This window comes from Rathayibacter oskolensis, assembly GCF_900177245.1.
In the GTDB taxonomy this organism is placed as follows: Bacteria; Actinomycetota; Actinomycetes; order Actinomycetales; family Microbacteriaceae; genus Rathayibacter; species Rathayibacter oskolensis.
Genome location: NZ_FXBM01000002.1, coordinates 860,571 through 882,885, shown reverse-complemented (window position 1 = coordinate 882,885; position 22,315 = coordinate 860,571). Strand labels below are relative to the sequence as shown.

The window sequence follows — 22,315 nt, the reverse complement described above, 5'->3', positions numbered from 1 at the left end:
CGCCCCTCCCCAGGTCGGGTCGTCGAGGGAGGGCGGGAGGCGGAACCGGTCGGGCCCCGCCTCCCGTCGGAGCGCTAGCCGGTGATGTCGGCCACGCCGTCCTCGTACTCGGTGCCGAGCTGCTCGAGAGCCGCCTCGGGCGTGAGGGTGCCGTTCACGATCTCCTGGGTCGCGCCGACGAGCTGGTCGTAGAAGTTCGGCGTGGGCCAGTCGGGATAGAACGCGAGGCCGTCGCGCTCGACGATCGAGTTGAAGTCGGTGATGAGCTTCTTCGACTTCTCGTCGGTGATGTCCTCGGGGTTCGCGGCGACCGGGATGGAGCCGTTGTTGCCGATCATCGCCTGGATCTCAGGGCGCATCGTGATGTCGATGAACTCGTAGGCGAGGTCCTTGTTCGCGGCGCGCTCGGGGACCACCCAGATGTTGCCGGAGGAGCCGGGGACCAGCTCGGAGCCCGGGAACAGGAAGGTGTCCCAGTCGAACGTCGCCTCGTTCAGGACGCGGCCGGCCCACCAGGAGCCGGAGACCATCATCGGGTACTCGCCGCCCGCCATGAAGGCGACGCCCATGTCCTCGGCCTTGAGGCCGGTCGCGTTCGTCGAGATCCAGCCGTTGTCGGTGTACTCCTTGAGCTTGTCGGCCGCGTAGGCGAGCGGGCCGCTGGTCCAGTCGACCGGGTTCTCGTAGAGCTGGTAGTCGTTCACGAACTGGCGGTCCGCCTGCGAGAGGGCGAGCTGGTAGAAGAGCTGTCCGAGCGGGTACTCCGCTCCCGCCTCCGCGAGGGGGGTGATCCCCTTGTCGACGAAGGCGTCCATCGCCGCTTCGAACTCCTCGTTCGTCGTCGGCACTGCGACACCGTTCTCGGCGAACATCTCGGTGTTGTAGTAGACGGTGACGTACTCGCCGTAGTTGGGGACGCCGACCCAGGGGCCGGAGCCCATGATGCCGTTCTCGTCGTAGCGCGCAGTCGTCTGGAGGGACGGAGCGAGCATGTCGTCCCACCCCTTCTCCTCGACCGCGTCGGTGATGTCGGCGAGGAGCCCCTGGCTGGCGAGCAGGCCGGCGGTGGCGTTGCCCTTGGGCGACTCCATCACGTCGGGAGCCTCGTCGGAGTTGAGGACCTGGCTGGCGGTCGAGCGGATCTGCTCGAAGCTCTTGTCCTCGTACTCGACGCTCGCTCCGGTCTCCTCTTCGAAGATCTCGATCGCTCGCTCCCAGGCGAGTCCGACATCGCTGTCGGTCCCCTCGAAGTGCCAGAGCTTCAACGTGTCGGGGTCGGAGGATCCGCCGGCTGAGCAGCCGGTCAGCAGTGCCGCCGAGACGGCGAAGGCGGTGATGGCGCCGAGGCCACGTGTGATTTTCAAGGTTCTACCTCTCTGTAGGACGGTGCAGGTCTGACGCGTGCAGGACGGTGCAGGTGGTGGATTCGGTGGTCGGGGAGAAGACGTGCTGGCAGGCGGTGGCCGCACTGTCGTCGAAGCGTTTCGACGATTCGCGGACGGGAGGGCAGTGTCGGTCGGTGGGGAGGAGTCAGACGACGACCGCGGACACGGAGCCGCGGTCGACGTGCACAGGCGGGATCAGCGTCACGCCGTGCTCGTCACCCCCGCGCACGAGGCGCAGGGCGTTCTCGACGGCGATGCGGCACATCTCGTCGAGAGGAAGGGGGATCGTGCTGAGGGGGACCTCGAGCAGATCGGTCGCGTAGCTGGCGCACGCGGCGAAGACGGAGAGATCGCCCGGGATGCTCAGGCCGAGCTGGCGGATCCGGCCGAGCACCGCCTCGACCACGGGCTCGTTGCAGTGGAAGACGAGCGCGGTCATCCCGGGGAGCGACTCCTGGAGCTCGTCGAACGCGCGCTGCGCGGTCACACGGCCGATCTCGGGCCAGACGCGGGCGACGTCGACGCCGTGCGCGGCTGCTGCCGCCTCGACACCGTCGTTGAAGCGGCGGATGAAGTTGGTCTCGCGGTCGAGGTAGGAGTGCGGGTGGCCGACGATCCCGATCGAGCGGTGACCGAGGGCGGCGAGGGACTCGATGGTGACCGCGCCGGCCTTCTCGAAGTCGAGGTCGACGCACGACAGGGAGCCGCCGTTGCGCGGGACGCCGATGAAGGCGGCCGGGAGCGACAGCGCCTCGACGAGGTCCACTCGCTCGTCGACCTCGTTGACCCCCATGACCACGACGGCGTCGACCAGGGAGCTGGAGGCGACGCGGCGGATGCCGCTGACCTCGTCGTCCGTGGCCAGGAGCAGGACGTCGTAGTCGTTCTTCCGCGCAGTCTCGACGACGGCGGTCACGAACCGCATGTGGGTCGGCAGGTGGCCGTCCTCGTGCAGGGGGGCCGACAGGGCGATGATGTGCGTGCGTGCACCGGCGAGCATCCGCGCGCCGGCATGGGGGCGGTAGTTGAGCTGGCGCACCGCCTCGTCGACCCGCTGCCGGGTGGACGCCGCGATCGAGCGCTTGCCGGACAGTGCGTAGGAGACGGTGCTGATCGAGACCCCGGCAACGCGGGCGACGTCGTGGATGGTCGCCATCGTTCCTCCTGTCGGACCTCGTCGTCGGAGCCGGGACGAAGTTCGAAGCGCTTCGACCGGCGGTGTGCTGAGCACTGTACGCAGAGTCGAAGCGCTTCCGCAACCGTTTCTCAGCAAGCGGCGATATGTCCGACGAACGGTGCCCCGGCGCCTCCGTCGTTGCGCCCGCGACCGGGCAGCCGATATGTTGGGCACAACAACAATTCGGCGACGTCGCCGGAAAGGATCGTCCTCATGACTCTGACCCCCACTCGCGCCGACAAGTTCTCCTTCGGCCTCTGGACCATCGGCTACAACGGGGCCGACCCGTTCGGCGGCCCGACCCGCCCGCCGCTGGACGTGGTGCACGCCGTCGAGAAGCTCGACGAGCTCGGCGCCTACGGCCTCACCTTCCACGACGACGACCTCTTCGCGTTCGGCTCGACCGACGCCGAGCGTCAGACCCAGATCGACCGCCTCAAGGGCGCGCTCGAGTCGACCGGTCTCATCGTCCCGATGGTCACCACCAACCTCTTCAGCGCCCCGGTCTTCAAGGACGGCGGCTTCACCTCGAACGACCGCGACGTGCGCCGCTTCGCGCTGCGCAAGGTCCTCCGCAACATCGATCTCGCCGCCGAGCTGGGCGCCAAGACCTTCGTGATGTGGGGCGGCCGCGAGGGCGCCGAGTACGACTCCGCCAAGGACATCCGCGCGGCCCTCGAGCGCTACCGCGAGGCCGTCAACCTGCTCGGCGACTACGTCACCGACAAGGGCTACGACATCCGCTTCGCCATCGAGCCCAAGCCGAACGAGCCCCGCGGAGACATCCTCCTGCCGACCCTCGGCCACGCGATCGCGTTCATCGACTCGCTCGAGCGTCCCGAGCTCGTGGGCGTCAACCCCGAGACCGGTCACGAGCAGATGGCGGGCCTGAACTTCACCGCCGGCATCGCCCAGGCGCTCTACCACGGCAAGCTCTACCACATCGATCTCAACGGCCAGCGCGGCATCAAGTACGACCAGGACCTCGTCTTCGGTCACGGCGACCTGCACAACGCGTTCTCGCTCGTCGACCTCCTCGAGAACGGCGGCCCCGGCGGCGTGCCCGCCTACGACGGCCCCCGCCACTTCGACTACAAGCCCTCGCGCACCGAGGAGGAGACCGGAGTCTGGGACTCGGCCGCCGCGAACATGCGCACCTACCTGCTGCTCAAGGAGCGCGCCGCGGCCTTCCGCGCCGACCCCGAGGTGCAGGAGGCGCTCGCCGCCGCCAAGGTCGGCGAGCTCTCGACCCCGACCCTCAACGAGGGCGAGTCCTACGACGACCTGCTCGCCGACTCCGCGTCGTACGAGACGTTCGACACCGACGCCTACCTGGGCGGCAAGGGCTTCGGCTTCGTGCGCCTGCAGCAGCTGGCCACCGAGCACCTCCTCGGCGCTCGCTGACCCACTCCCCCGGGGACGACTCCTCGAGTCGCCCTGACACGGACGAGATCCCGCGCCGACCGCGGGGTCTCGTCCGTTCTCCTGTCTCCCGGCGGTGGATCGCTCCCCGCCAACGATCCGCGAGATCTCGCGCAAGGAACGGACACGGCAATGACGCTCGTCGCAGGCATCGACTCCTCCACCCAGAGCTGCAAGGTGGTCGTCCGCGACCTCGAGACCGGAGCCGTCGTGCGCACCGGCCGCGCGTCGCACCCCGACGGCACCGAGGTCGATCCGGCCGCGTGGTGGGAGGCGCTGCAGCTCGCGATCGCGGACGCCGGCGGCCTCGACGACCTCGCCGCGATCTCGGTCGGCGGCCAGCAGCACGGCATGGTCGTGCTCGACGCCGAGGGCCGGGTGATCCGGCCGGCCCTGCTCTGGAACGACACCCGCAGCGCCGCCGCCGCGAGCACCCTCATCGACGAGCTCGGCGCCGAGGAGTGGGCGCGGCGAACCGGCACCGTGCCCGTCGCCTCCTTCACCGCCACCAAGCTGCGCTGGCTGCGCGACGCCGAGCCCGCGAACGCCGCCCGCGTGGCCGCCGTCGCCCTGCCCCACGACTGGCTGACCTGGCGCCTCCTCGGCTTCGGTCCCGACTCGTCGCGCGGCCCGCAGCTCGACGCGCTCACGACCGATCGCTCCGACGCCTCCGGCACGTCCTACTGGGGCGCGGACGGCTACGACCTGGAGCTGCTCGAGCGGGCCCTCGGCCACCGCCCGCTCCTCCCCCGCGTGCTCGGCCCCTCGGAGGCGGCGGGCCGCACCGAGAGCGGTCTCGTCGTCGGTCCGGGAGCGGGTGACAACGCCGGAGCGGCGCTCGGCCTGGGCGCCGGCCCCGGCGACGTGGTCGTCAGCATCGGCACGAGCGGCACCGTCTTCGCGGTGACCGACGAGCCGGTGCGCGACGCCTCCGGCACCGTCGCGGGCTTCGCCGATGCGAGCGGGGGCTTCCTCCCGCTCGTCGCGACGCTCAACGCGGCGCGGGTGCTCGCCTCCACCGCCGCGCTGCTGGGCAGCGACTTCGACGACTTCGCGGCCCTCGCGCTCGAGGCCGAGCCGGGAGCCGGCGGCCTCGTGCTCGTGCCCTACTTCGAGGGCGAGCGCACCCCGAACCTGCCCGACGCGACCGCCAGCCTGCACGGGATGACGATCGCCTCGACCACCCGCCCGAACCTCGCCCGTGCGGCGATCGAGGGCATGCTCTGCGGCCTCGCCGACGGCCTCGACGCGGTGCGTGCGCAGGGCGTGGCGGCCGGGCGGATCCTCCTCATCGGCGGCGCGGCTCAGAACCGCGCGGTGCAGCTCGCGGCCTCGCAGGTGTTCGACGTGCCGGTGGTCGTGCCGACGCCCGGCGAGTACGTGGCCGACGGCGCCGCGGTGCAGGCCGCCTGGGCGCTGACCGGCGAGCGGCCGACGTGGGAGGTCACGTCGCTGGCGGAGCCGACGCCGGATCACCGCGCGGTCATCCGGGAGCAGTACGCGGCCGCCCGGAGCTGACACCGCGCAGGCGGGGCGATCGGCGAGAGCGCTCTCACCCGCCTAGACTCGGCGGGCGGTCACGGCCGCTGGATCAGCTCACCGAAGGAGGTGCACGGTCGTCACCGCGTCGGGATCCCTGCCCCTGTGGGCGGCCGCACTCGCCGTGCGCCGCTGGCGGTCGCAGGCGAAGCTCTTCTGCCTGGTGCTCTCCGTCGCGATTCTCGCGGGCTCCGTCCTCTGCGGCTCCCTCCTGCTCGTGCGCTCGACCGAGCAGAGCGGTGTCAGCGGCACGCTCACCGCACTGGCGACCGACCGCGTCGCGGTGACCGTGCGGGTCCTGGATCCCTCGGGCCCCGTCGCGGACGCGCGCACCGCGGTCGACACCGCGACTCGCGAGGCCTACGGCGCGGGAGTCGAGTGGTCGAGCACCGGCTGGGCCGGCTCGAACTGGTCGACCACTCCCGAGGGCGTCTACTCCTTCCTCGCCGAGCTCGACGATCCGGGCGCCGAGGCGACCCTGGTCGAGGGAGCCTGGCCGACCGAGGCTCCGGGGATCGCCCTCCCGGTGGCCGCGGCGCGCTCACTCGGACTCGCGGTCGGCGACCCGCTCGTCCTCGGAGGCGACGACTCCGACGTTCTGCTCCGGATCGACGCGCTCTACGACGCCGCATCCGGTCCGTTCTGGGAGAACGACCCCCTGCAGGCCCAGGGCGACGCCGTCGACTTCCCCGAACCGGACCGCTCCTTCTTCACCCCCGTCCACGCCGTCGGACCGCTGCTCGCGGCACCGGGCGGGATCGACGCCTCGGGGATCGCGCCCGCCCAGCTCGAAGCGGTCGAGCTGCCCTCGTTCTCGGCCACCGGCGTCGACGGCCTGACCGCTCTGCGTGCGCGGGCCGCGGAGGCGGAGACCGCGATCTCGCAGTCGGTTCCGCATCCCGACGGCGCGCTGTTCGTCGACACCGAGCTGCCGACGGCCCTCGACGACGTCGCCGCCGGCCTCGACGGCGCGCGGTCGGCCGCCCTGGTCGTCGCCCTCCTCCTGGTCGTCGTGCTGGTCGCCTCGGCCTCCGCCGTCACCCGCCTGCTCGCCGAGGCGCGCCGCGAGGAGTTCGAGCGGCTGAGCGAGCGCGGGGCGACCCGGGCGCAGCTGACCGGAGCGGTCGCCGTCGACGCGCTCGCGGTCGCGGTCGTGATCGCGCTGCTCACGCCCTGGGGAGGTGTGCTCCTGCACGCCGCCGTCGCCTCCGCTCCCCCGCTGAACGCCGCAGGACTTCCCCGCTGGGTGCTGCCCGACTCCTGGGCGGTGCTGTGCGCGGTCGGAGTCGCGCTGATCGTCGGCGTGATGGTCGGCCTCCCGGAGCGGGGACGCGCGACCTCCGGCGCCGTCGCGGTGGCGGCGCAGGCAGTGGTCGTCGTCGCCGCCGCGGTGCTGGTCTGGCGCGCGGCGACCGGCGGACTCGACCGCGCCGACCTCCTCCCCACCCTCACCCCAGCCGTCCTGCTCACCGCTGCCGCGATCATCGGCGGCCGAGTGGCCGAGGCGTCGGCTCGCCCGCTGGCACTCCTCGCCGTCCGCTCGCGCGGCGCGGTCGCTCCGCTGGCCGGCTGGTTCGCGGCCCGCGGCTCCGGTCGGTCCTCCGGGATCGTGCTGGTGGCGCTCACCGCGGGGGCGTCGGTGATCGCTCTCGGGACGAGCGCCACCTGGCAGCAGGCGGTGCACGATCAGGCGGCCGTGGCCGTCGGCGCTCCGGCGCGGACGACCGTCGACGCGGCACCGGCGGACGCATGGCCCGTGCTGCGTCGCGAGAGCCTGGTGACCAGGCTGGTGCCTGCCGGGGCGGAGGGCGACGGACCCTCCTCCGCCGCGCAGATCCTCGCGCTCGACGGCCCGGCGCGCCGCTCGCTCGGCGAGGGCGTCGATCCGGTCGCCGGGGCGGGCGGCGCAACGATCCTGGACGAGCTGCCCGCCGACGACACCGACGACACGGGCCCGCTGCTGCCCGCAGGCACCGTCGCGCTGCAGGCGCGGGTCGCTGTCGAGGCGCCGGACGGCGTCGAGGCGGGGATCACCGCCGTGGTCGAGGACGCGCGCGGAACCTTGTCGCTGCTGCCGCTCGGAGCGGTCACCGCACCGGCGGAGGCGGCGACCCTCACCTCGCCCGACGGCGCGATCCCCCTCGCGGACGGGATCCGCTTCGTCGCCGTCACGGCGACGCTCCGGGGCGCTGGGGCAGCCGAGGTCGCGGTCGTCGGCGTGTCGCTCGAGGACGTCGCCGCCGTGACCGATGCCGCAGCGTCCGTCCCCGTCCCGATGGCCGACGCCGCGAGCTGGGTGGGATCGAACGAGGACGACCCGACGCTGCCGGCCGGAGTCGCCGTGACGGACACCGGTGTGGCGCTGTCGGTGACGACGGTGCTCACCCAGGCGCCCGTCACCTACGGAGCCGTCGGCTGGGAGCCGGGAGCGCGCGTCGGAGCCGTCGTCCCCGCGGTGCTGGCCGACGACCTCGACGTGGTCCCGGGAGGCGACCTCACCGCTTTCCTCGCGGGTGCGCCGGTCGTCGTGCGGATGGTCGGCGACACGGTCGGGGTGCCCGGCGCCGCGACGGCCGACGACCTCGCCTCCCTCGCGGCCGGGCTCCCCTCGAGCGTGCGCGACGAGAGCACGATCGTCGTCGACGGACGAGCGCTCTCGCACCGCCTCGCGGAGTCGGCCGCCTTCGGTCCGCTGGTCGACGAGTACTGGGCCGCGAGCATCACGCCGTCGCCCGACGGCGCGAGCGTCGACGCCGACTCGCTCGCCCGGCGCATGCTCGAGGCGCCGCTGCGTGCCGAGATCCCGGCCGCCGCCTCCGTGGTGGTGTGGGCGAGCCTGCTGCTCGCCCTGGCCGGATTCGGCGCCCGCGCGGCCGCCGTCGACCGGGCTCGACGACTCGAGGCCGCCCAGCTGCGCGCGGTCGGGCTCTCCCGGCGCGGGATGCTGACCGTGATGGCCGCCGACACGCTCGCGACGGCCCTCGCGGGGATCGTGGTCGGGCTGGGCGCGGGCTGCGTGGTCCTCGCGCTCGTCGGCCCGCGGATCGCGGCCGTGGCGAGCGGACGCGCGGTCGAGCTGATCCTCCCGTGGCAGGCGCTCGCCCTCCCCCCGCTCGCGCTCCTCGTCGCCCTCGCCGCCGTCTCCGTCGCTCTCGCGCGGGGCCAGCGCCGCCTCCCGCTGCCCGAGCTGCTGCGGACGGGGGCCGACGGATGAGCCGGATGCGCGGGGCCGCGGCCGTGGGCACGGCGTTCTTCCTCGTCCTCCGCCGTGCCCGCCGCGACCTGGTCGCGCTGCTCGGGCTCCTCCTCGTGACCGCCCTCGCCTGCGCGATCGCACTGGCCGTTCCGCGAGAGATCGAGTCCACTCTCGACGCCGCGGCGCGGGAGGCGGTCGCCGCGGCGGGCCGCGACGCCGACCTGCTGCTGCGCTCCTCCGTCGCCGACGCGTCCGGCTACGACACGACGACGGCCGAGCGACTCGCGACCTTCGCCTCCGAGCTGCCCGACCGGCTCCCGACGACGCTCGCCGACGCCGCCCGGCAGATCGACACGGGCGTCCTGAGCCCCGAGCTCGCGGCGACGACGCCGAGCGGCACGGTCGATCTGCGGATCGGCGTGCTCGCTCCGTCGGCAGCCGGGGCGGTGCGGCCGGTCTCGGGGCTTCTTCCTCCGGACGCACCCGATGCCGGGGCGGTCCCGGTCGTCGTCTCCGCGGCGAACGCCGCCGCCGCCGGCCTGGCGGTCGGCAGCACCGTCGCGATCGACGGCGCGACCCCCGACTCCGACGTGACCCTCGTCGTCACCGGGATCGTCGAGACCGACGATCCGGGCGACGCCCGCTGGACCGATCTGCCCGGAGTCTGGGACCTCACGAGCGCACGGAACGTCCCCTCGTTCACGGTCCTCACCGACCCCGCGTCGTTCGACGTCGTCGCGCCCCGCTTCCCGGGGCCCTCGAGCGGCACGGTGCGCGTCTCGTTCGACCCCGCCTGGTTCGACCTCGAGAGGACGACCGCGGCGGGCGGGAGCATCGACGCCGTCGAGACCGCGAGCTGGACCCTCACCGAGGGCGCCCCGCTCAGCGTCACGGCGGTCTCGGGGTGGGAGGAGGCGCTCGAGGGCTTCCCCCCGGCCGTCGCCGCGGCGACCGCGCAGCTCTCGACGCTGGCGGCCGGCCTGCTGGGGGTCGCGGTGCTCGTGGCGGTGCTCTCGGGCACCGCCCTCGCCCGGCGCCGTCGGCCGGAGATCGCCCTCCTGCGCTCCCACGGCGCCTCGCTCGGGGTCATCGGGGTCCACGCGGCCGCCGAATCCGCCGCGGTGACGCTCCTCGGTGTCGCTCTCGCCTCGGCGGTCGCACCCGGCGCGTCCGACGCCGGACTGATGCTCGGCATCGCGGCGATCGTGGCGGCGGCCCCGGTGGTCGCCACGCTGCGTCCCCTGCTGCGACCCGTGCCCTCCGTCCGCGCGCGGGCGGTCCGCCTCGGCGGCGCGGGCGCTCTCGTCGCCGTCGCCGCCGCGTCGATCCTCGCCCTGAGGACCGGAGGCGGGACGGCCGCGGCGGGCGTGGATCCGCTGGCCCTGGTCGCGCCGGTGCTCTGCGCGGCGGTGGTGACGGTGCTGCTCGCCCCCCTCGCCTCCACCGTGGCGCGCCCTCTCGCGACGGCGGCGGCGCGGACCAGGGGGCCGGGGACGCTCCTCGCCGGCGCCGGCGCCCAGGAGGGGCGCTCGATGCTGACCCTCGTCGCCGTCGTCCTCGCGGCGAGCGCCGCCGTCACCTCCCTCGTGCTGCTCCAGAGCGTCGCCGCCGGCCAGGAGGCGCAGTCGTGGCAGGCCGTCGGCGCCGATGCGCGGGTCGACGGCGCACCGGGGGGCGTCGCGCTCGCGGACGAGCTGGCGGGAGCCGGGGCGACAGCCGCCGCGGTGACGGAGCTCGACCGGATCGGAGTCGAGGGCGCCTCCCGCTCGACGACGGCGACGGTCCGGGCCGTCGACTCCGACTACGCCGCGCTGCTCGCCGCACTCCCCGCCGACCAGCCGCTGCAGGCGGCCGCTCCGGCGGTCGGCGCGCTCGCGGTGCCGGCGCCCACCGGTCGGCCGCTCCCCGCCCTCGTCGACGCGCGTCTGGCCTCGCGGGTCGGCTCCGACGTCTTCACGCTCGACCTCGGCGGCGCACCCGTCGAGGTCGTCGCGGCGGGAGCGCCCCTGCCGGGAGAGGAGAGCCTCGTCCTCGTGGACCGCGAGAGCCTCCTCGCCGCCCTCGCGGTCGACGGCGCCACGGACGACCAGACGGCCGAGGCGCGGCGCGCGGCCCTCGCCGACCCCGGCACCGTGCTCGCCGTCGGTCCCGACGTCCGCGAGCAGACGGCCGGGATCACCGCCGGAGTCGTCACCCTGCGCGAGGACGTCCTCGACCGGCAGCGCGGCGCGGCGCTCGTCTCCGGCGCCGATGACGCGACCCTGCAGTCCCTGCTCGCGACGGGCGCCCTGGCCGTGCTCGCCCTGGTCGTGACCACGGTCATCGGAGCGAGGCGTCGAGGCCGCACCCTCGCCCTCCTCAGCGCGCTCGGGGTGCCCGGCCGCACGCGGTTCGCCCTCGCCGCGGGCGAGCTCGTGCCGCTGGTCGCCGGTGGCGTCCTCGGCGGAGTGGTCACCGCCGCCGCCGTCCTGAGCGTCGCCTGGCCCGCCTTCGGGGTCGACACGCTCGTCGGCGGCACCGCTGTCGTCTCGGTCCCGCCGTGGCTCCTGCCCGGCGTGCTCGGTGCGGCGCTCGCCGCGCTGGCCGTGGCGCTCGCGGTCGACGCACCGCTCTCGAGCCGAATCCGCACATCCGACGTCCTGCGATCCGGGGAGGAATCATGACGGTCACCAGCGCACTCACCCGCCAGGGAGGCGGCGAGTACGGGGCGGAGGCGCTCATCGCCTGCGACAGTCTCGTGCGCGTGTTCCGCGCCGGAGGAGTCGAGGTGCAGGCCCTTCAGGGGCTCGACCTGCTCGTCGACGAGGGCGACGTGCTCGCGATCGTGGGCGCCTCCGGGTCGGGCAAATCGACACTGCTCGGCATCCTGTCGGGGCTCGACGCCCCCACCGCCGGGCGCGCGCGGCTGGCCGGCCACGACCTGGCCGCGATGCGCGGCGCCGAGCTCGTGCACTACCGCCGCTCGACGGTCGGATTCGTCCGCCAGCAGGCCTCGCGGAACCTGCTGCCCTCGCTCTCGGCGGCCGAGAACGTCGCGCTCCCGCTGGCGCTGGCCGGACGCGGCCGGCGCGAAAGGCGCGCGAGGGCGCGCGAGCTCCTCACCCTGCTCGGGCTCGGCGAGCGGGCCGACCGGCGGCCCGCTCAGCTCTCCGGAGGCGAGCAGCAGCGCGTCTCGCTCGCCGTCGCCCTGGCCGGCTCCCCGCAGGTGCTCCTCGCGGACGAGCCCACCGGGCAGCTCGACGCCCGCACCGGGGACGAGGTCTTCGCCGCCCTGCGCGCTGTGAACGAGGAGCTCGGCTGCACAGTCGTGATCGTCACGCACGACGCCGCCGTCGCGAGCCAGGTGCGGCGGACCGTCGCCATCCGCGACGGCCGGATCTCGTCCGAGACCCTGCGCAGGGAGGAGCTCGATCCGAGCGGCGCCAGCATGACGGCGGAGGAGTTCGCGGTGCTCGACCGCGTCGGCCGGCTCCAGCTGCCGGCCGAGTACCGGGAGGCGCTCGACCTCGTCGACCGCGTGCGCCTGACCCTCGAGGGCGACCACGTGGGCGTCTGGCCGCAGCACCGAGCCGACGCCTCGCCCGAGGAGGAGACGCCGTGACCGACGTCCTCGTGGTCGAGGGGCTGACCCGGACCTTCCGCACGCCCGCCGGCGACGTCGCGGCGCTCCACGACGTCTCGTTCCGAGTCCCCCGCGGCCAGATCGTCGCGGTCTCGGGGCGATCGGGCTCGGGCAAGACCACTCTGCTGAACTGCGTGAGCGGACTCGACGTCCCCACCTCCGGCACCGTCGTGCTCGACGGGGAGCCCGTCACCGGGCTCGACGACGCCGGGCGGACCCGGCTGCGGCGCGACTCGATGGCGTTCGTCTTCCAGACCTTCGGACTGCTGCCCCACCTCACCATCGCCGAGAACGTCGGCCTGCCGCTGCGGCTGCGCCGCGAGGATCCGGCGACGCGCGAGGACCGCGTCGCGCACCTGCTCGACCTGGTCGGGCTCGCGGGTCGGGGTCGGTCGCGGCCCGGCGAGCTCTCGGGCGGTCAGCAGCAGCGGGTGGCGATCGCGAGGGCGCTGGCGAACTCGCCGCGACTGCTGATCGCCGACGAGCCGACCGGGCAGCTCGACGCGGCGACCGGTGCGGCGATCGTGGATCTGCTGCGGTCGGTCGTGCAGGCCGAGTCGGCCACCGCGCTGATCGCCACGCACGACGCCTCGGTGCAGGCCTCGGCCGATCGAGTGCTGCGGCTCACGGAGGGGACGCTCGCCCGGGGGAGGCACGCGGCGGGGTGAGGCGAGCGCTGCGGTGCATGCCGCGACCGGCATGCGGGGTGCGGCGGGGCTTCTCGTGAAGATCCCCCACAGGCCCGCCGGCCGCGATCAGTCCGTCGTCTCCCCCGCCGGACCGGAGGGTGCCGCCGCGCCGATCCCACTGACGGGCTCGCCCTCCCACGAGAGCAGTGTCCACGTCGATCCGGAGCCCTCGACCTCGACGACGCCCGTGTTGTCGAGCAGGTGGTCGGCGATGAAGCGTGCGTCGAGGCCCCGGCAGCGCAGTCCGGCCCAGCACCGGATCGCGGCCCCGTGGCTCACGACGGCGACGACAGGATTCCCGGACGCCTCCGCCTCTGCGACCACCGCGTCGTAGCGCGCCGCGAACTCGTCCCCGGTCTCGCCCCCCGCGAGCCGCAGCGAGGTCTCGCCGTCGGCCCAGCGGAAGACGGTGTCCATGTACTCGGTGACCGCTGCTTCGTCGCCGCGCATCTCGAGCCCCGCCGCCGCGATCTCGCGGATGCCGTCGCGCTCGATCGGCTCCAGCCCCAGCGCCTGCGCCAGGGGCGCGGCGGTCTCGTGGGTGCGCCGCATGCTCGAGACGACGATCGCGCCGATGCCCTCGCCCGCGAGCGTCGTCGGGAGCGCCTCCGCCTGCTCACGACCGAGTTCCGTCAGCCCGGGTCCCGGGATGCGGGTGTCGAGCAGTCCGGCGACGTTCGAGGGGGTCTGTCCGTGGCGGATGAGGAGGAGGCGCATCCCGCCACGCTACCCGGCGGAGTCTGCGCGGATCCGGAGCCCGCTGCTCGACCGTCCGGCACACCCGCTCGGACCCTGCCCTGGCGCTCCTCCGCCGGCCCCGGATCGGGAGGGCTCGGAGCCCACCCGGCGAGAGGAGACGTAAAGTGTGCTCACACGCGCCCGCGGACGGGCGGGTCCCGCGCCGCCGCGGGCTCTCACGGTCCCTGCGACGAGGCGCCGCCCCATCACAGGAAGCCACGGTGCCCGATGCCGGAAGACAAGCCCGCGGCCCGGGCGCCGAGCATCTACGACGTCGCCCGGGCAGCCGGGGTCTCGCACCAGACCGTCTCGCGCGTCCTCAACGACCACCCGAGCCTGCGCGCCGAGACGAAGAAGCGCGTGCTCGACGTGATGGCGGCGCTCGACTACCGGCCCAACCTCGCCGCGCGGGCGCTGGTGACCAGCCGCACGCGCACCATCGGCGTGCTGTCGTCGCAGAGCCTCCAGTACGGCCCTGCCTCCAGCATCCAGGCGATCGAGGTCGCCGCCCGCGACGCCGGGTACCTGGTGGTGACGGCGAACGTCGACGGCACCGACGGCGAGTCGATCCAGGCCGGGATCCGCCACCTGCTCAACCAGGCGGTCGAGGGGCTGGTGGTGATCGCGCCGCAGATCCGCGTGTTCGACATCCTCTCGGGAGTCGCGCTGCGCATCCCGAACGTCACGCTGCAGACCTCCGACGACGAGAGGGACGACGCGCTCTACGTCGACCAGATGGCGGGCGCGCGGATGGCCACCGCACACCTGATCGATCTCGGTCACACCGAGATCGTCCACCTCGCCGGCCCTCAGGACTGGATCGAGGCGGAGGCGCGGATGCGCGGCTACCTCGCCGAGCTCGGAGATCGGAACGTGCCGCTGCGGCCGCCGATCCTCGGCGACTGGAGTGCCGACCGCGGTCACCGGGTGGGGCTCGAGCTCGCGCGGTTCCTCGACTTCACGGCCGTCTTCTCGGCCAACGACCAGATGGCGCTCGGGCTGATGAGCGCTTTCCACGAGCGCGGCGTCCGCGTGCCGGAGGACGTCAGCGTCATCGGCTTCGACGACATCCCGGAGGCGGCGTTCTACTGGCCGCCGCTGACCAGCGTCCGCCAGGACTTCGCCGAGCTCGGCCGTCGCTGCGTGGCGGCGCTGCTGAACCTGATCGAGGGCGAGCGGCCGGAGGCGGCGCCGCCGATCGCTCCCCAGCTCGTCGTGCGCGGCTCGACGGCCCTGCCCCGCACCCTCACGCTGTCCGCCAGGGCCTGACGCGCCGACGGCCGGGCGTCGAGAGCCCGCCCGGCCGCGGGGCGTCAGTCGCCGTGCGCTGCGATCGACACGTCCTGCCACGCGTTCCAGGTCGCCAGTCGCGACTCGTAGTCGGCGGTCGCGATCCCCAGCGGGGCGCGGCCGAAGAAGATCCGCAGCGGCGGCTCCTCCGCGTCGACCACCGCGAGGATCCCGAGGCGCGAGGCCTTCGGGTCGCCCTTCGCGGAGGCGGTGGGCCGGCGGGCGGCCGCCTCGCGGACGGCGTCGTACGCCGCGATTGGCTCGCTGCGCGACGCGGAGGCACCCGACCAGTCGGTCGAGTACCCGCCCGGCTCGACGAGGGTCACGTGGATCCCGAACTCGGCCACCTCGCCGGCGAGCGCCTGGCTGAAGCCCTCGAGCGCCCACTTCGACGCGTGGTAGGCGCCGATCGACGGGAAGGCGCTGATGCCTCCGATGCTCGAGACCTGGATGATGTGGCCCGAGCCCTGCTCGCGCAGGATCGGCAGCGCCGCCTGCGTCACCCAGAGCGCGCCGAACACGTTCGTCTCGAGCTGCGAGCGGACCTCGTCCTCGGTCAGCTCCTCGATCATGCCGAAGTGCCCGTAGCCCGCGTTGTTGATCACGACGTCGAGGCGGCCGAAGCGCTCGGCGGCCTGCTGGACGGCCGCGAAGCCGGCGGTGCGATCGGTCACGTCGAGGCGGATCGGGAGGAAGGTGTCGGGGTACTGCTCGACCAGGGCGTCGAGGGTCCCGATGCGGCGGGCCGTCCCCGCGACGGAGTCGCCCCGCTCGAGGGCCGCCTCGGCCCACTCGCGGCCGAAGCCCTTGGATGCGCCGGTGATGAACCAGGTCTTGGTCATGTCTCTCGTCCTTTCGACAGTGAAGGACACAACACCCGGGGGCGGCAGGAGCTTCCGGCTCATCGACGGTTGACAGCGGGCGCGGAGGCGGTCGAGGAGTCACCGCGGTCCGGCGTCCGGTCGCCCCGCGCGTCGCCGCTCGATGCGCAAGGGCCGTTACCGAGTCGAGACATGAGCGTTGACACGAAACCCATCAGCGGGGCTAGCATGACGCAATGTGATCGCTCACATGGGCATCACCACCGCACGCACGCACCGCAGCGGCGACCCCCCACTGCATTCAATGACGAAGGAAACACAGTGACCACAATGAAGCGCGCTCTCGTCGCCGGCATCGCCGGCGGAGCGATGATCCTCTCCCTCGCCGGCTGCGCCGGCGGATCCGACTCCGGCTCCGGTTCGGGCTCGGGCGACGGCGGCCTCGTCGGCGTCGCGATGCCCACCAAGTCCTCGGAGCGCTGGATCGCCGACGGCGACAACGTCAAGTCGCAGCTCGAGGAGGCCGGCTACGAGGTCGACCTGCAGTACGCAGAGGACGACATCCCCACCCAGGTCTCGCAGATCGAGAACATGATCACCAAGGGCGCGAAGGCCCTGATCGTCGCCTCGATCGACGGCACGACCCTGACGAGCGTGCTCGAGGAGGCGGCCGCGAACGACATCCCGGTCATCGCCTACGACCGCCTGATCCGCGACTCCGAGAACGTCGACTACTACGCGACGTTCGACAACTACAAGGTCGGCGTCCAGCAGGCCACCTCGCTCCTCGCCGGCCTCGGCCTGACCGACCTCGAGGGCGCCGCGGCAGCCGACGCTCCCGCCGGTCCGTTCAACATCGAGCTGTTCGCCGGAAGCCCCGACGACAACAACGCCACGTTCTTCTTCAACGGCGCGATGGACACCCTCCAGCCCTACATCGACGAGGGCGTGCTCGACGTGAAGAGCGGCGAGACCGACTTCAACACCGTCGCGACGCTCCGCTGGGACGGCGAGGTGGCGCAGAGCCGCATGGAGGACATCCTCACCAAGACGTACTCCGACGGATCCAAGGTCCAGGGCGTCCTCTCGCCCTACGACGGCCTGAGCCGCGGCATCATCTCGGCGCTCACCGACGCCGGCTACACCGTCGGCACCGACTTCCCGGTCATCACCGGCCAGGACGCCGAGCTCGACTCCGTCAAGGCGATCATCGCCGGCGAGCAGTACGCGACCATCTACAAGGACACCCGCGAGCTCGCCAAGGAGGCCGTCTCGATGGCTCAGGCCGTGCTCGAGGGCACCGAGCCCGAGGTCAACGACACCGAGACGTACGACAACGGCGAGAAGGTCGTCCCGTCCTACCTCCTCGACCCGGTCATCGTCACCAAGGACCAGATCCAGTCGGTCCTCGTCGACGGCGGCTACTACACCGACGCCGAAGTCAACGGCTGACCCCTCGCGGTCCTCGGCGGGGTGATCTGCGGCGTTGTCGTCGGTTGCGATACCTCCGGTATCGCGCCCTCCTCCGCCTTGCATCTCACCCCACCGAGAACCGCGAACAACGTCTCCCGACCGAGAGACGTGTGCTCAAGCTGTTGCTGAAGTCCGCCGGGCCCCCGCGAGGGGGCCCGGCTCTATGAAGGAATGGAGGCGTACGTGACCACGAACATCCTCGAGATGCGCGGCATCACCAAGACGTTCCCGGGCGTGAAGGCGCTGCAGGACGTCACCCTCAACGCGGAGCGCGGCGAGGTCCACGCCATCTGCGGCGAGAACGGCGCCGGCAAGTCGACGCTGATGAAGGTGCTGTCCGGGGTGTACCCGCACGGCACCTACGAGGGCGACATCGTCTTCGAGGGCGACGTGATGCAGTTCGCCAGCATCCGCGACTCGGAGGCGAAGGGCATCGTCATCATCCACCAGGAGCTGGCGCTCAGCCCCTACCTCTCGATCGCCGAGAACATCTTCCTCGGCAACGAGGTCCGCGGCTTCGCCGGGCTGATCGACTGGAACAAGACCAACCAGGAGGCGGCCGCGCTGCTGGCCCGGGTCGGTCTGCGCGAGAACCCGACGACCAAGATCCAGGACCTCGGAGTCGGCAAGCAGCAGCTCGTCGAGATCGCGAAGGCGCTCTCGAAGCGGGTCAAGCTGCTCATCCTCGACGAGCCCACCGCCGCACTCAACGACGACGACTCGGATCACCTGCTCGACCTGATCCTGCACCTCAAGGAGCAGGGGATCACGTCGATCATCATCAGCCACAAGCTGAACGAGATCAAGAAGATCGCCGACACCGTCACGGTCATCCGAGACGGCAAGACCATCGAGACGATCGCCCACGACGACGTCACCGAGGACCGCATCATCAAGGACATGGTCGGGCGCGATCTCGACCACCGCTACCCCGACCACACGCCGCACATCGGCGAGGAGATCCTCCGGGTCGTCGACTGGACCGCGCACCACCCGCAGGACCCGTCCCGCGTGATGGTCGACAAGGTGAACCTCACGGTGCACCGCGGCGAGATCGTCGGCATCGCCGGGCTCATGGGCGCCGGACGCACCGAATTCGCGATGAGCCTCTTCGGCCGCTCCTACGGCAGCCGCATCTCGGGCCAGGTCTTCAAGGCCGGCAAGGAGATCCGCATCCGCAACGTGTCGGAGGCGATCGCCCACGGCCTCGCCTACGCCACCGAGGACCGCAAGTACTACGGCCTCAACCTCATCGACGACATCAAGCGGAACATCTCGCTCGCCTCCCTCGGGAAGGTCGCGCGCGGCGGTCTGGTCGACGACAACCGCGAGTTCGAGGTCGCGAACGAGTACCGCTCGAGCATGAACATCAAGTCGCCCACGGTGCTCGCCAAGACCGGCAAGCTCTCGGGCGGCAACCAGCAGAAGGTCGTCCTGTCGAAGTGGATCTACTCCGACCCGGACGTCCTCATCCTCGACGAGCCCACCCGCGGCATCGACGTGGGAGCGAAGTACGAGATCTACACGATCATCAACCGGCTCGCGGCGGAGGGTAAGGGGATCATCGTGATCTCCTCCGAGCTGCCCGAGCTTCTCGGCATCTGCGACCGCGTCTACGCGCTGTCGGAGGGCCGCATCACGGGCGAGCTGCCCATCGCCGAGGCGACGCCGGAGGCGGTCCTCACCCTCATGACTCAGGAGAAGCAACGATGACCGATCTGCAGAACGAACCGTCGACCGCGGCGGGAGCGCAGGTGAAGCCCGTCGAGAACGCGTTCACGAAGCGGCTGAGCCACGTGCTCGGCGATCTCGGCAAGAACGGCATCTTCATCGCCCTCATCGTGGTGGTGCTGCTGTTCCAGATCATGACCAACGGGATCCTCCTGCGTCCGCAGAACATCTCGAACCTGATCGTCCAGAACGGCTACATCCTGATCCTCGCCATCGGCATGGTGATGGTCATCGTGGCCGGGCACATCGACCTCTCGGTCGGCTCGATCGCCGCGTTCGTCGGAGCCGTCTCGGGCGTCTTCGCCGTGAACATGGGGCTGCCCTGGTGGCTCTCGATCGTCCTGTCGCTGCTGATCGGCGCCCTGGTCGGAGCCTGGCAGGGCTTCTGGATCGCCTACGTCGGGATACCCGCGTTCATCGTGACCCTGGCGGGCATGCTGATCTTCCGAGGCCTGGCGCTCGTGGTGCTCGGCAATGCGAACATCGGCTCCTTCCCCACCGAGTACCGCGCCCTGGGGAACGGCTTCCTGACCGACCTCTTCGGCGAGACCGCTCTCGATCCGCTGTCGCTCGGCGTCGGCGCGCTCGCGATCGTCGCGTTCACCGTGCAGTCGGTGCGCACCCGCCGCGGTCGCCAGAAGTACAACCAGAGCGTCGAGCCCGGCGCGTGGTTCGTCACCAAGCTCGTGCTGGTCGCGCTCGTCATCGGCGCCTTCGCCTTCGCTCTCGCCAGCTTCAAGGGCATCCCGGTGACCCTGATCGTGCTGGCCGTGCTCGTGATGATCTACGGCGTCGTGATGAACCGCTCGGTCTTCGGCCGTCACGTCTACGCCATCGGCGGCAACCTGCACGCGGCGGAGCTCTCGGGCATCAAGACCCGCAACGTCACCTTCTGGCTGTTCGTGAACATGGGCGTCCTGGCGGCGCTCGCCGGTCTCGTCTTCACCGCCCGCCTCAACCTGGCCGGCCCGAAGGCGGGCGACGGCTTCGAGCTCGAGGCCATCTCGGCCGCCTTCATCGGCGGCGCGGCGGTGCAGGGCGGAGTCGGCACGATCGGCGGCGCCATCATCGGCGGTCTGATCATCGGCGTCCTGAACAACGGCATGTCGATCATGAGCATCGGTGTCGAGTGGCAGCAGGCGGTCAAGGGCCTCGTGCTGCTGCTGGCGGTCGCCTTCGACGTCTACAACAAGCGCCGCTCGGGCGGGCGCTAGGCCCGGCAGTCGTGCCCGACTGGTCGCGGTTCCTCCCGCTGAGCACCGGGCCGTCGTCCGACGAGTCGACGGTCAGCAACGACTGGCGGCTGCCGGTCGCCGACCGGCTCGATCACCTCGCGGTCCTGGCCGTCTCCCCCTCCGTCATGGAGGAGGAGGCGGCCGGTGCCGTCTCCGGGGCTCTGCTCGGCGAGCTGATCGTGCGGCTCTCGAGCAGCACCGGCCAGCGCCTCGCGACGCGCATCGGCGCGCGCGAGGCCGCCGCTCCCCCCGAGACGCCGGCTCTCGCCGGAGCTCTCGCCGCGCTCGCCTCGTCGCGGCGGGCGGGGCGCGGCCCGAGCGGTGTCGCTGAGCTCGTCGAGGTGGTCCGCGTCGAGCTCGCCCTCGCCTCGGACCTCGGCCTCCCCTCCCGCATCTCGGGCGCTGTCGCGCTCGATCGGCTCCAGCGCGGTCCGCTGCCCATCCGCGCGGCGATCCGCGGTCGCTCTCTCGTCCCGACGGATGCGGAGTGGGAGCTCGGCCGCGGCCCCGCCGTGCGGGCCCCGGCGGAGGAGATCCTGCGCTTCCTCCTCGGGCTCGGCCCGTTCCCCGCCGAGACGGTCGCATAGCCGGCCGTAGCATCGGAGCATGACCGTCTCACTGCCGAGAAGCACTCCGTCCGCCCAGTCCGTCGACGCCCGCGGCGTCCTCGACCTCCTCGATGCGCTCGAGGCCGCGGAGGGGGTCGAGCTGCACGGGCTCGTGATCGTCCACGGCGGCGAGGTCATCGCCGAGGGCTGGTGGTCGCCCTACAGCGCCGAGCGCCTCCACCTCTTCTACTCGCTCAGCAAGAGCTTCACCTCGACGGCCGTCGGACTCGCCGCCGCCGAGGGGCTGCTCGACCTCGACGACACCGTCCTCTCCCACTTCCCCGAGCTCGACGCCGAGGTGACGGATCCGCGCTCGCGGAGGATCCGCATCCGCGACGTCCTCGCCATGGCCAGCGGCCACCGCAGCGAGACGATCGATCGGGCCCGCGAGATCGACCCGGTCGACATGGTCCGCGGCTTCCTGCTCACGCCTCCCGAGGAGGAGCCGGGCAGCGTCTTCGCCTACAACCAGCCGTGCACGTTCGCCGCCGCCGCGATCGTGCAGCGCGTGAGCGGCGAGTCGCTCGTCGACTACCTGCGGCCGCGACTCCTCGACCCGCTCGGGATCGGCGAGGTCGCCTGGACCCGTGACGAGTCGGGGCGCGAGATCGGCTACAGCGGACTGCACGCGACGACGGAGGACGCCGCGAAGCTCGGACTCCTCTATCTGCAGGACGGCCGCTGGAACGGCGAGCAGCTGCTCACTCCGGAGTGGGTCGCCGAGGCGTCGCGCGCCCACATCGCCACCCCCGGCGAGGGCGGCACCGACTGGGTGCAGGGGTACGGCTTCCAGTTCTGGCGCTCCCAGCACGGCTACCGCGCCGACGGCGCCTACGGTCAGTTCAGCCTGATCGTGCCCGAGCACGACCTCGTCGTCGCGATCACCGGGCAGACCACCGACACCGGGGCGCTGCTGGCGGGCGTCTGGGAGCACCTGCTGCCGGCCGTCGGCCGCGCCTCGTCGGCGGAGGCGGACGCGGCGCTGGCCGCGCGCCTGGCCTCGCTCGCCCTGCCTCCTCTCGCGTCGGCGGCCGACGCTCCCGCACCGGGCCGCTACTCCCCCGCCACAGGCTCGGAGCCCTCCTCCCTGACAGCGGTGGAGATCGCAGGGGGCGACCCCTGGACCATCGCCCTGATCGAGGGTGACGAGCGGCTGCTGCTCGCGCCGGGGACCGGCGAGTGGGTCGCCTCCGGGGTGCATGCGGCCGGCGCCGGCCGGGCGGAGGACGGAGCACTGCTGGTCGACGTGGTCTTCCTCGAGACACCGCACCGACTGCAGGTGCGGGTGTCGCCGGAGAGCGGGACGTTCTCGGCGCGCTGGCAGACCGCGCCGCTGCACGTCGACTCGCTGGCGACGGTGCGCGCGCCGCGGTGACCGGGGCGGCCCCT

16 protein-coding genes are annotated in these 22,315 nt (G+C 72.5%); 12 read left to right on the top strand and 4 right to left on the bottom strand.

From position 1 onward, the window contains the following. Positions 1 to 74: 74 nt before the first annotated feature. Together B9Y99_RS13200 and B9Y99_RS13195 are read right to left on the bottom strand one after the other, a co-directional pair. The gene (locus B9Y99_RS13200) at positions 75 to 1,364 is read right to left on the bottom strand and encodes an ABC transporter substrate-binding protein (protein ID WP_085477022.1); all 1,290 of its coding nucleotides are present in this window, start codon (positions 1,362 to 1,364) and stop codon (positions 75 to 77) included. Between the two features lie 166 nt (positions 1,365 to 1,530). Further along, positions 1,531 to 2,541, bottom strand: coding sequence for a LacI family DNA-binding transcriptional regulator (locus B9Y99_RS13195; protein ID WP_085477021.1), 1,011 nt, complete (start codon positions 2,539 to 2,541; stop codon positions 1,531 to 1,533). Between the two features lie 234 nt (positions 2,542 to 2,775). Here B9Y99_RS13195 and xylA point away from each other — a divergent pair, with 234 nt between their 5' ends. The 6 genes from xylA to B9Y99_RS13165 all read left to right on the top strand — a co-directional run bounded on the left by xylA (position 2,776) and on the right by B9Y99_RS13165 (position 13,009). Continuing rightward, positions 2,776 to 3,966, top strand: a complete 1,191-nt coding sequence (gene xylA, locus B9Y99_RS13190; protein ID WP_085477020.1) for a xylose isomerase — start codon at positions 2,776 to 2,778, stop codon at positions 3,964 to 3,966. A 150-nt stretch (positions 3,967 to 4,116) separates the two neighbouring features. Next, entirely contained in the window at positions 4,117 to 5,502 is a 1,386-nt protein-coding gene (xylB, locus tag B9Y99_RS13185; RefSeq protein ID WP_085477019.1) for a xylulokinase, read from the top strand. A 145-nt stretch (positions 5,503 to 5,647) separates the two neighbouring features. Beyond that, positions 5,648 to 8,737, top strand: coding sequence for an FtsX-like permease family protein (locus B9Y99_RS13180; protein WP_085477018.1), 3,090 nt, complete (start codon positions 5,648 to 5,650; stop codon positions 8,735 to 8,737). 5 nt (positions 8,738 to 8,742) lie between these two features. After that, a complete protein-coding gene (locus tag B9Y99_RS13175; protein ID WP_085477017.1) occupies positions 8,743 to 11,382 on the top strand; it encodes a hypothetical protein in 2,640 nt (879 codons plus the stop codon). Next, the gene (locus B9Y99_RS13170; RefSeq protein WP_085477016.1) at positions 11,379 to 12,320 is read left to right on the top strand and encodes an ABC transporter ATP-binding protein; all 942 of its coding nucleotides are present in this window, start codon (positions 11,379 to 11,381) and stop codon (positions 12,318 to 12,320) included. The genes B9Y99_RS13175 and B9Y99_RS13170 overlap by 4 nt, the downstream gene beginning before the upstream one ends. After that, entirely contained in the window at positions 12,317 to 13,009 is a 693-nt protein-coding gene (locus B9Y99_RS13165; protein WP_208856954.1) for an ABC transporter ATP-binding protein, read from the top strand. Before B9Y99_RS13170 ends, B9Y99_RS13165 begins: the two co-directional genes overlap by 4 nt. 87 nt (positions 13,010 to 13,096) lie before the next feature. Here the strand turns inward: B9Y99_RS13165 and B9Y99_RS13160 are convergent, their stop codons facing one another. Next, a complete protein-coding gene (locus B9Y99_RS13160; protein ID WP_085477015.1) occupies positions 13,097 to 13,747 on the bottom strand; it encodes a histidine phosphatase family protein in 651 nt (216 codons plus the stop codon). Positions 13,748 to 13,996: 249 nt separating this feature from the next. Between B9Y99_RS13160 and B9Y99_RS13155 the strand changes: the two genes are divergently transcribed. Beyond that, a complete protein-coding gene (locus tag B9Y99_RS13155; RefSeq protein WP_085477014.1) occupies positions 13,997 to 15,037 on the top strand; it encodes a LacI family DNA-binding transcriptional regulator in 1,041 nt (346 codons plus the stop codon). A 44-nt stretch (positions 15,038 to 15,081) separates the two neighbouring features. Here the strand turns inward: B9Y99_RS13155 and B9Y99_RS13150 are convergent, their stop codons facing one another. Next, the gene (locus B9Y99_RS13150; protein WP_085477013.1) at positions 15,082 to 15,900 is read right to left on the bottom strand and encodes an SDR family oxidoreductase; all 819 of its coding nucleotides are present in this window, start codon (positions 15,898 to 15,900) and stop codon (positions 15,082 to 15,084) included. 309 nt (positions 15,901 to 16,209) lie between these two features. Between B9Y99_RS13150 and chvE the strand changes: the two genes are divergently transcribed. The 5 genes from chvE (at position 16,210) to B9Y99_RS13125 (ending at position 22,301) form a co-directional block, all read left to right on the top strand. After that, complete coding sequence (gene chvE / locus B9Y99_RS13145) at positions 16,210 to 17,331, top strand: multiple monosaccharide ABC transporter substrate-binding protein (RefSeq protein ID WP_085477012.1); 1,122 nt, start codon at positions 16,210 to 16,212, stop codon at positions 17,329 to 17,331. 204 nt (positions 17,332 to 17,535) lie between these two features. After that, a complete protein-coding gene (gene mmsA / locus B9Y99_RS13140) occupies positions 17,536 to 19,065 on the top strand; it encodes a multiple monosaccharide ABC transporter ATP-binding protein (protein ID WP_085477410.1) in 1,530 nt (509 codons plus the stop codon). After that, positions 19,062 to 20,297, top strand: coding sequence for a multiple monosaccharide ABC transporter permease (gene mmsB / locus B9Y99_RS13135; protein WP_085477011.1), 1,236 nt, complete (start codon positions 19,062 to 19,064; stop codon positions 20,295 to 20,297). The genes mmsA and mmsB overlap by 4 nt, the downstream gene beginning before the upstream one ends. Positions 20,298 to 20,308: 11 nt before the next feature. After that, positions 20,309 to 20,905, top strand: a complete 597-nt coding sequence (locus B9Y99_RS13130) for a hypothetical protein (RefSeq protein ID WP_085477010.1) — start codon at positions 20,309 to 20,311, stop codon at positions 20,903 to 20,905. 19 nt (positions 20,906 to 20,924) lie between these two features. Next, a complete protein-coding gene (locus tag B9Y99_RS13125) occupies positions 20,925 to 22,301 on the top strand; it encodes a serine hydrolase domain-containing protein (RefSeq protein WP_085477009.1) in 1,377 nt (458 codons plus the stop codon). Positions 22,302 to 22,315 lie beyond the last annotated feature (14 nt).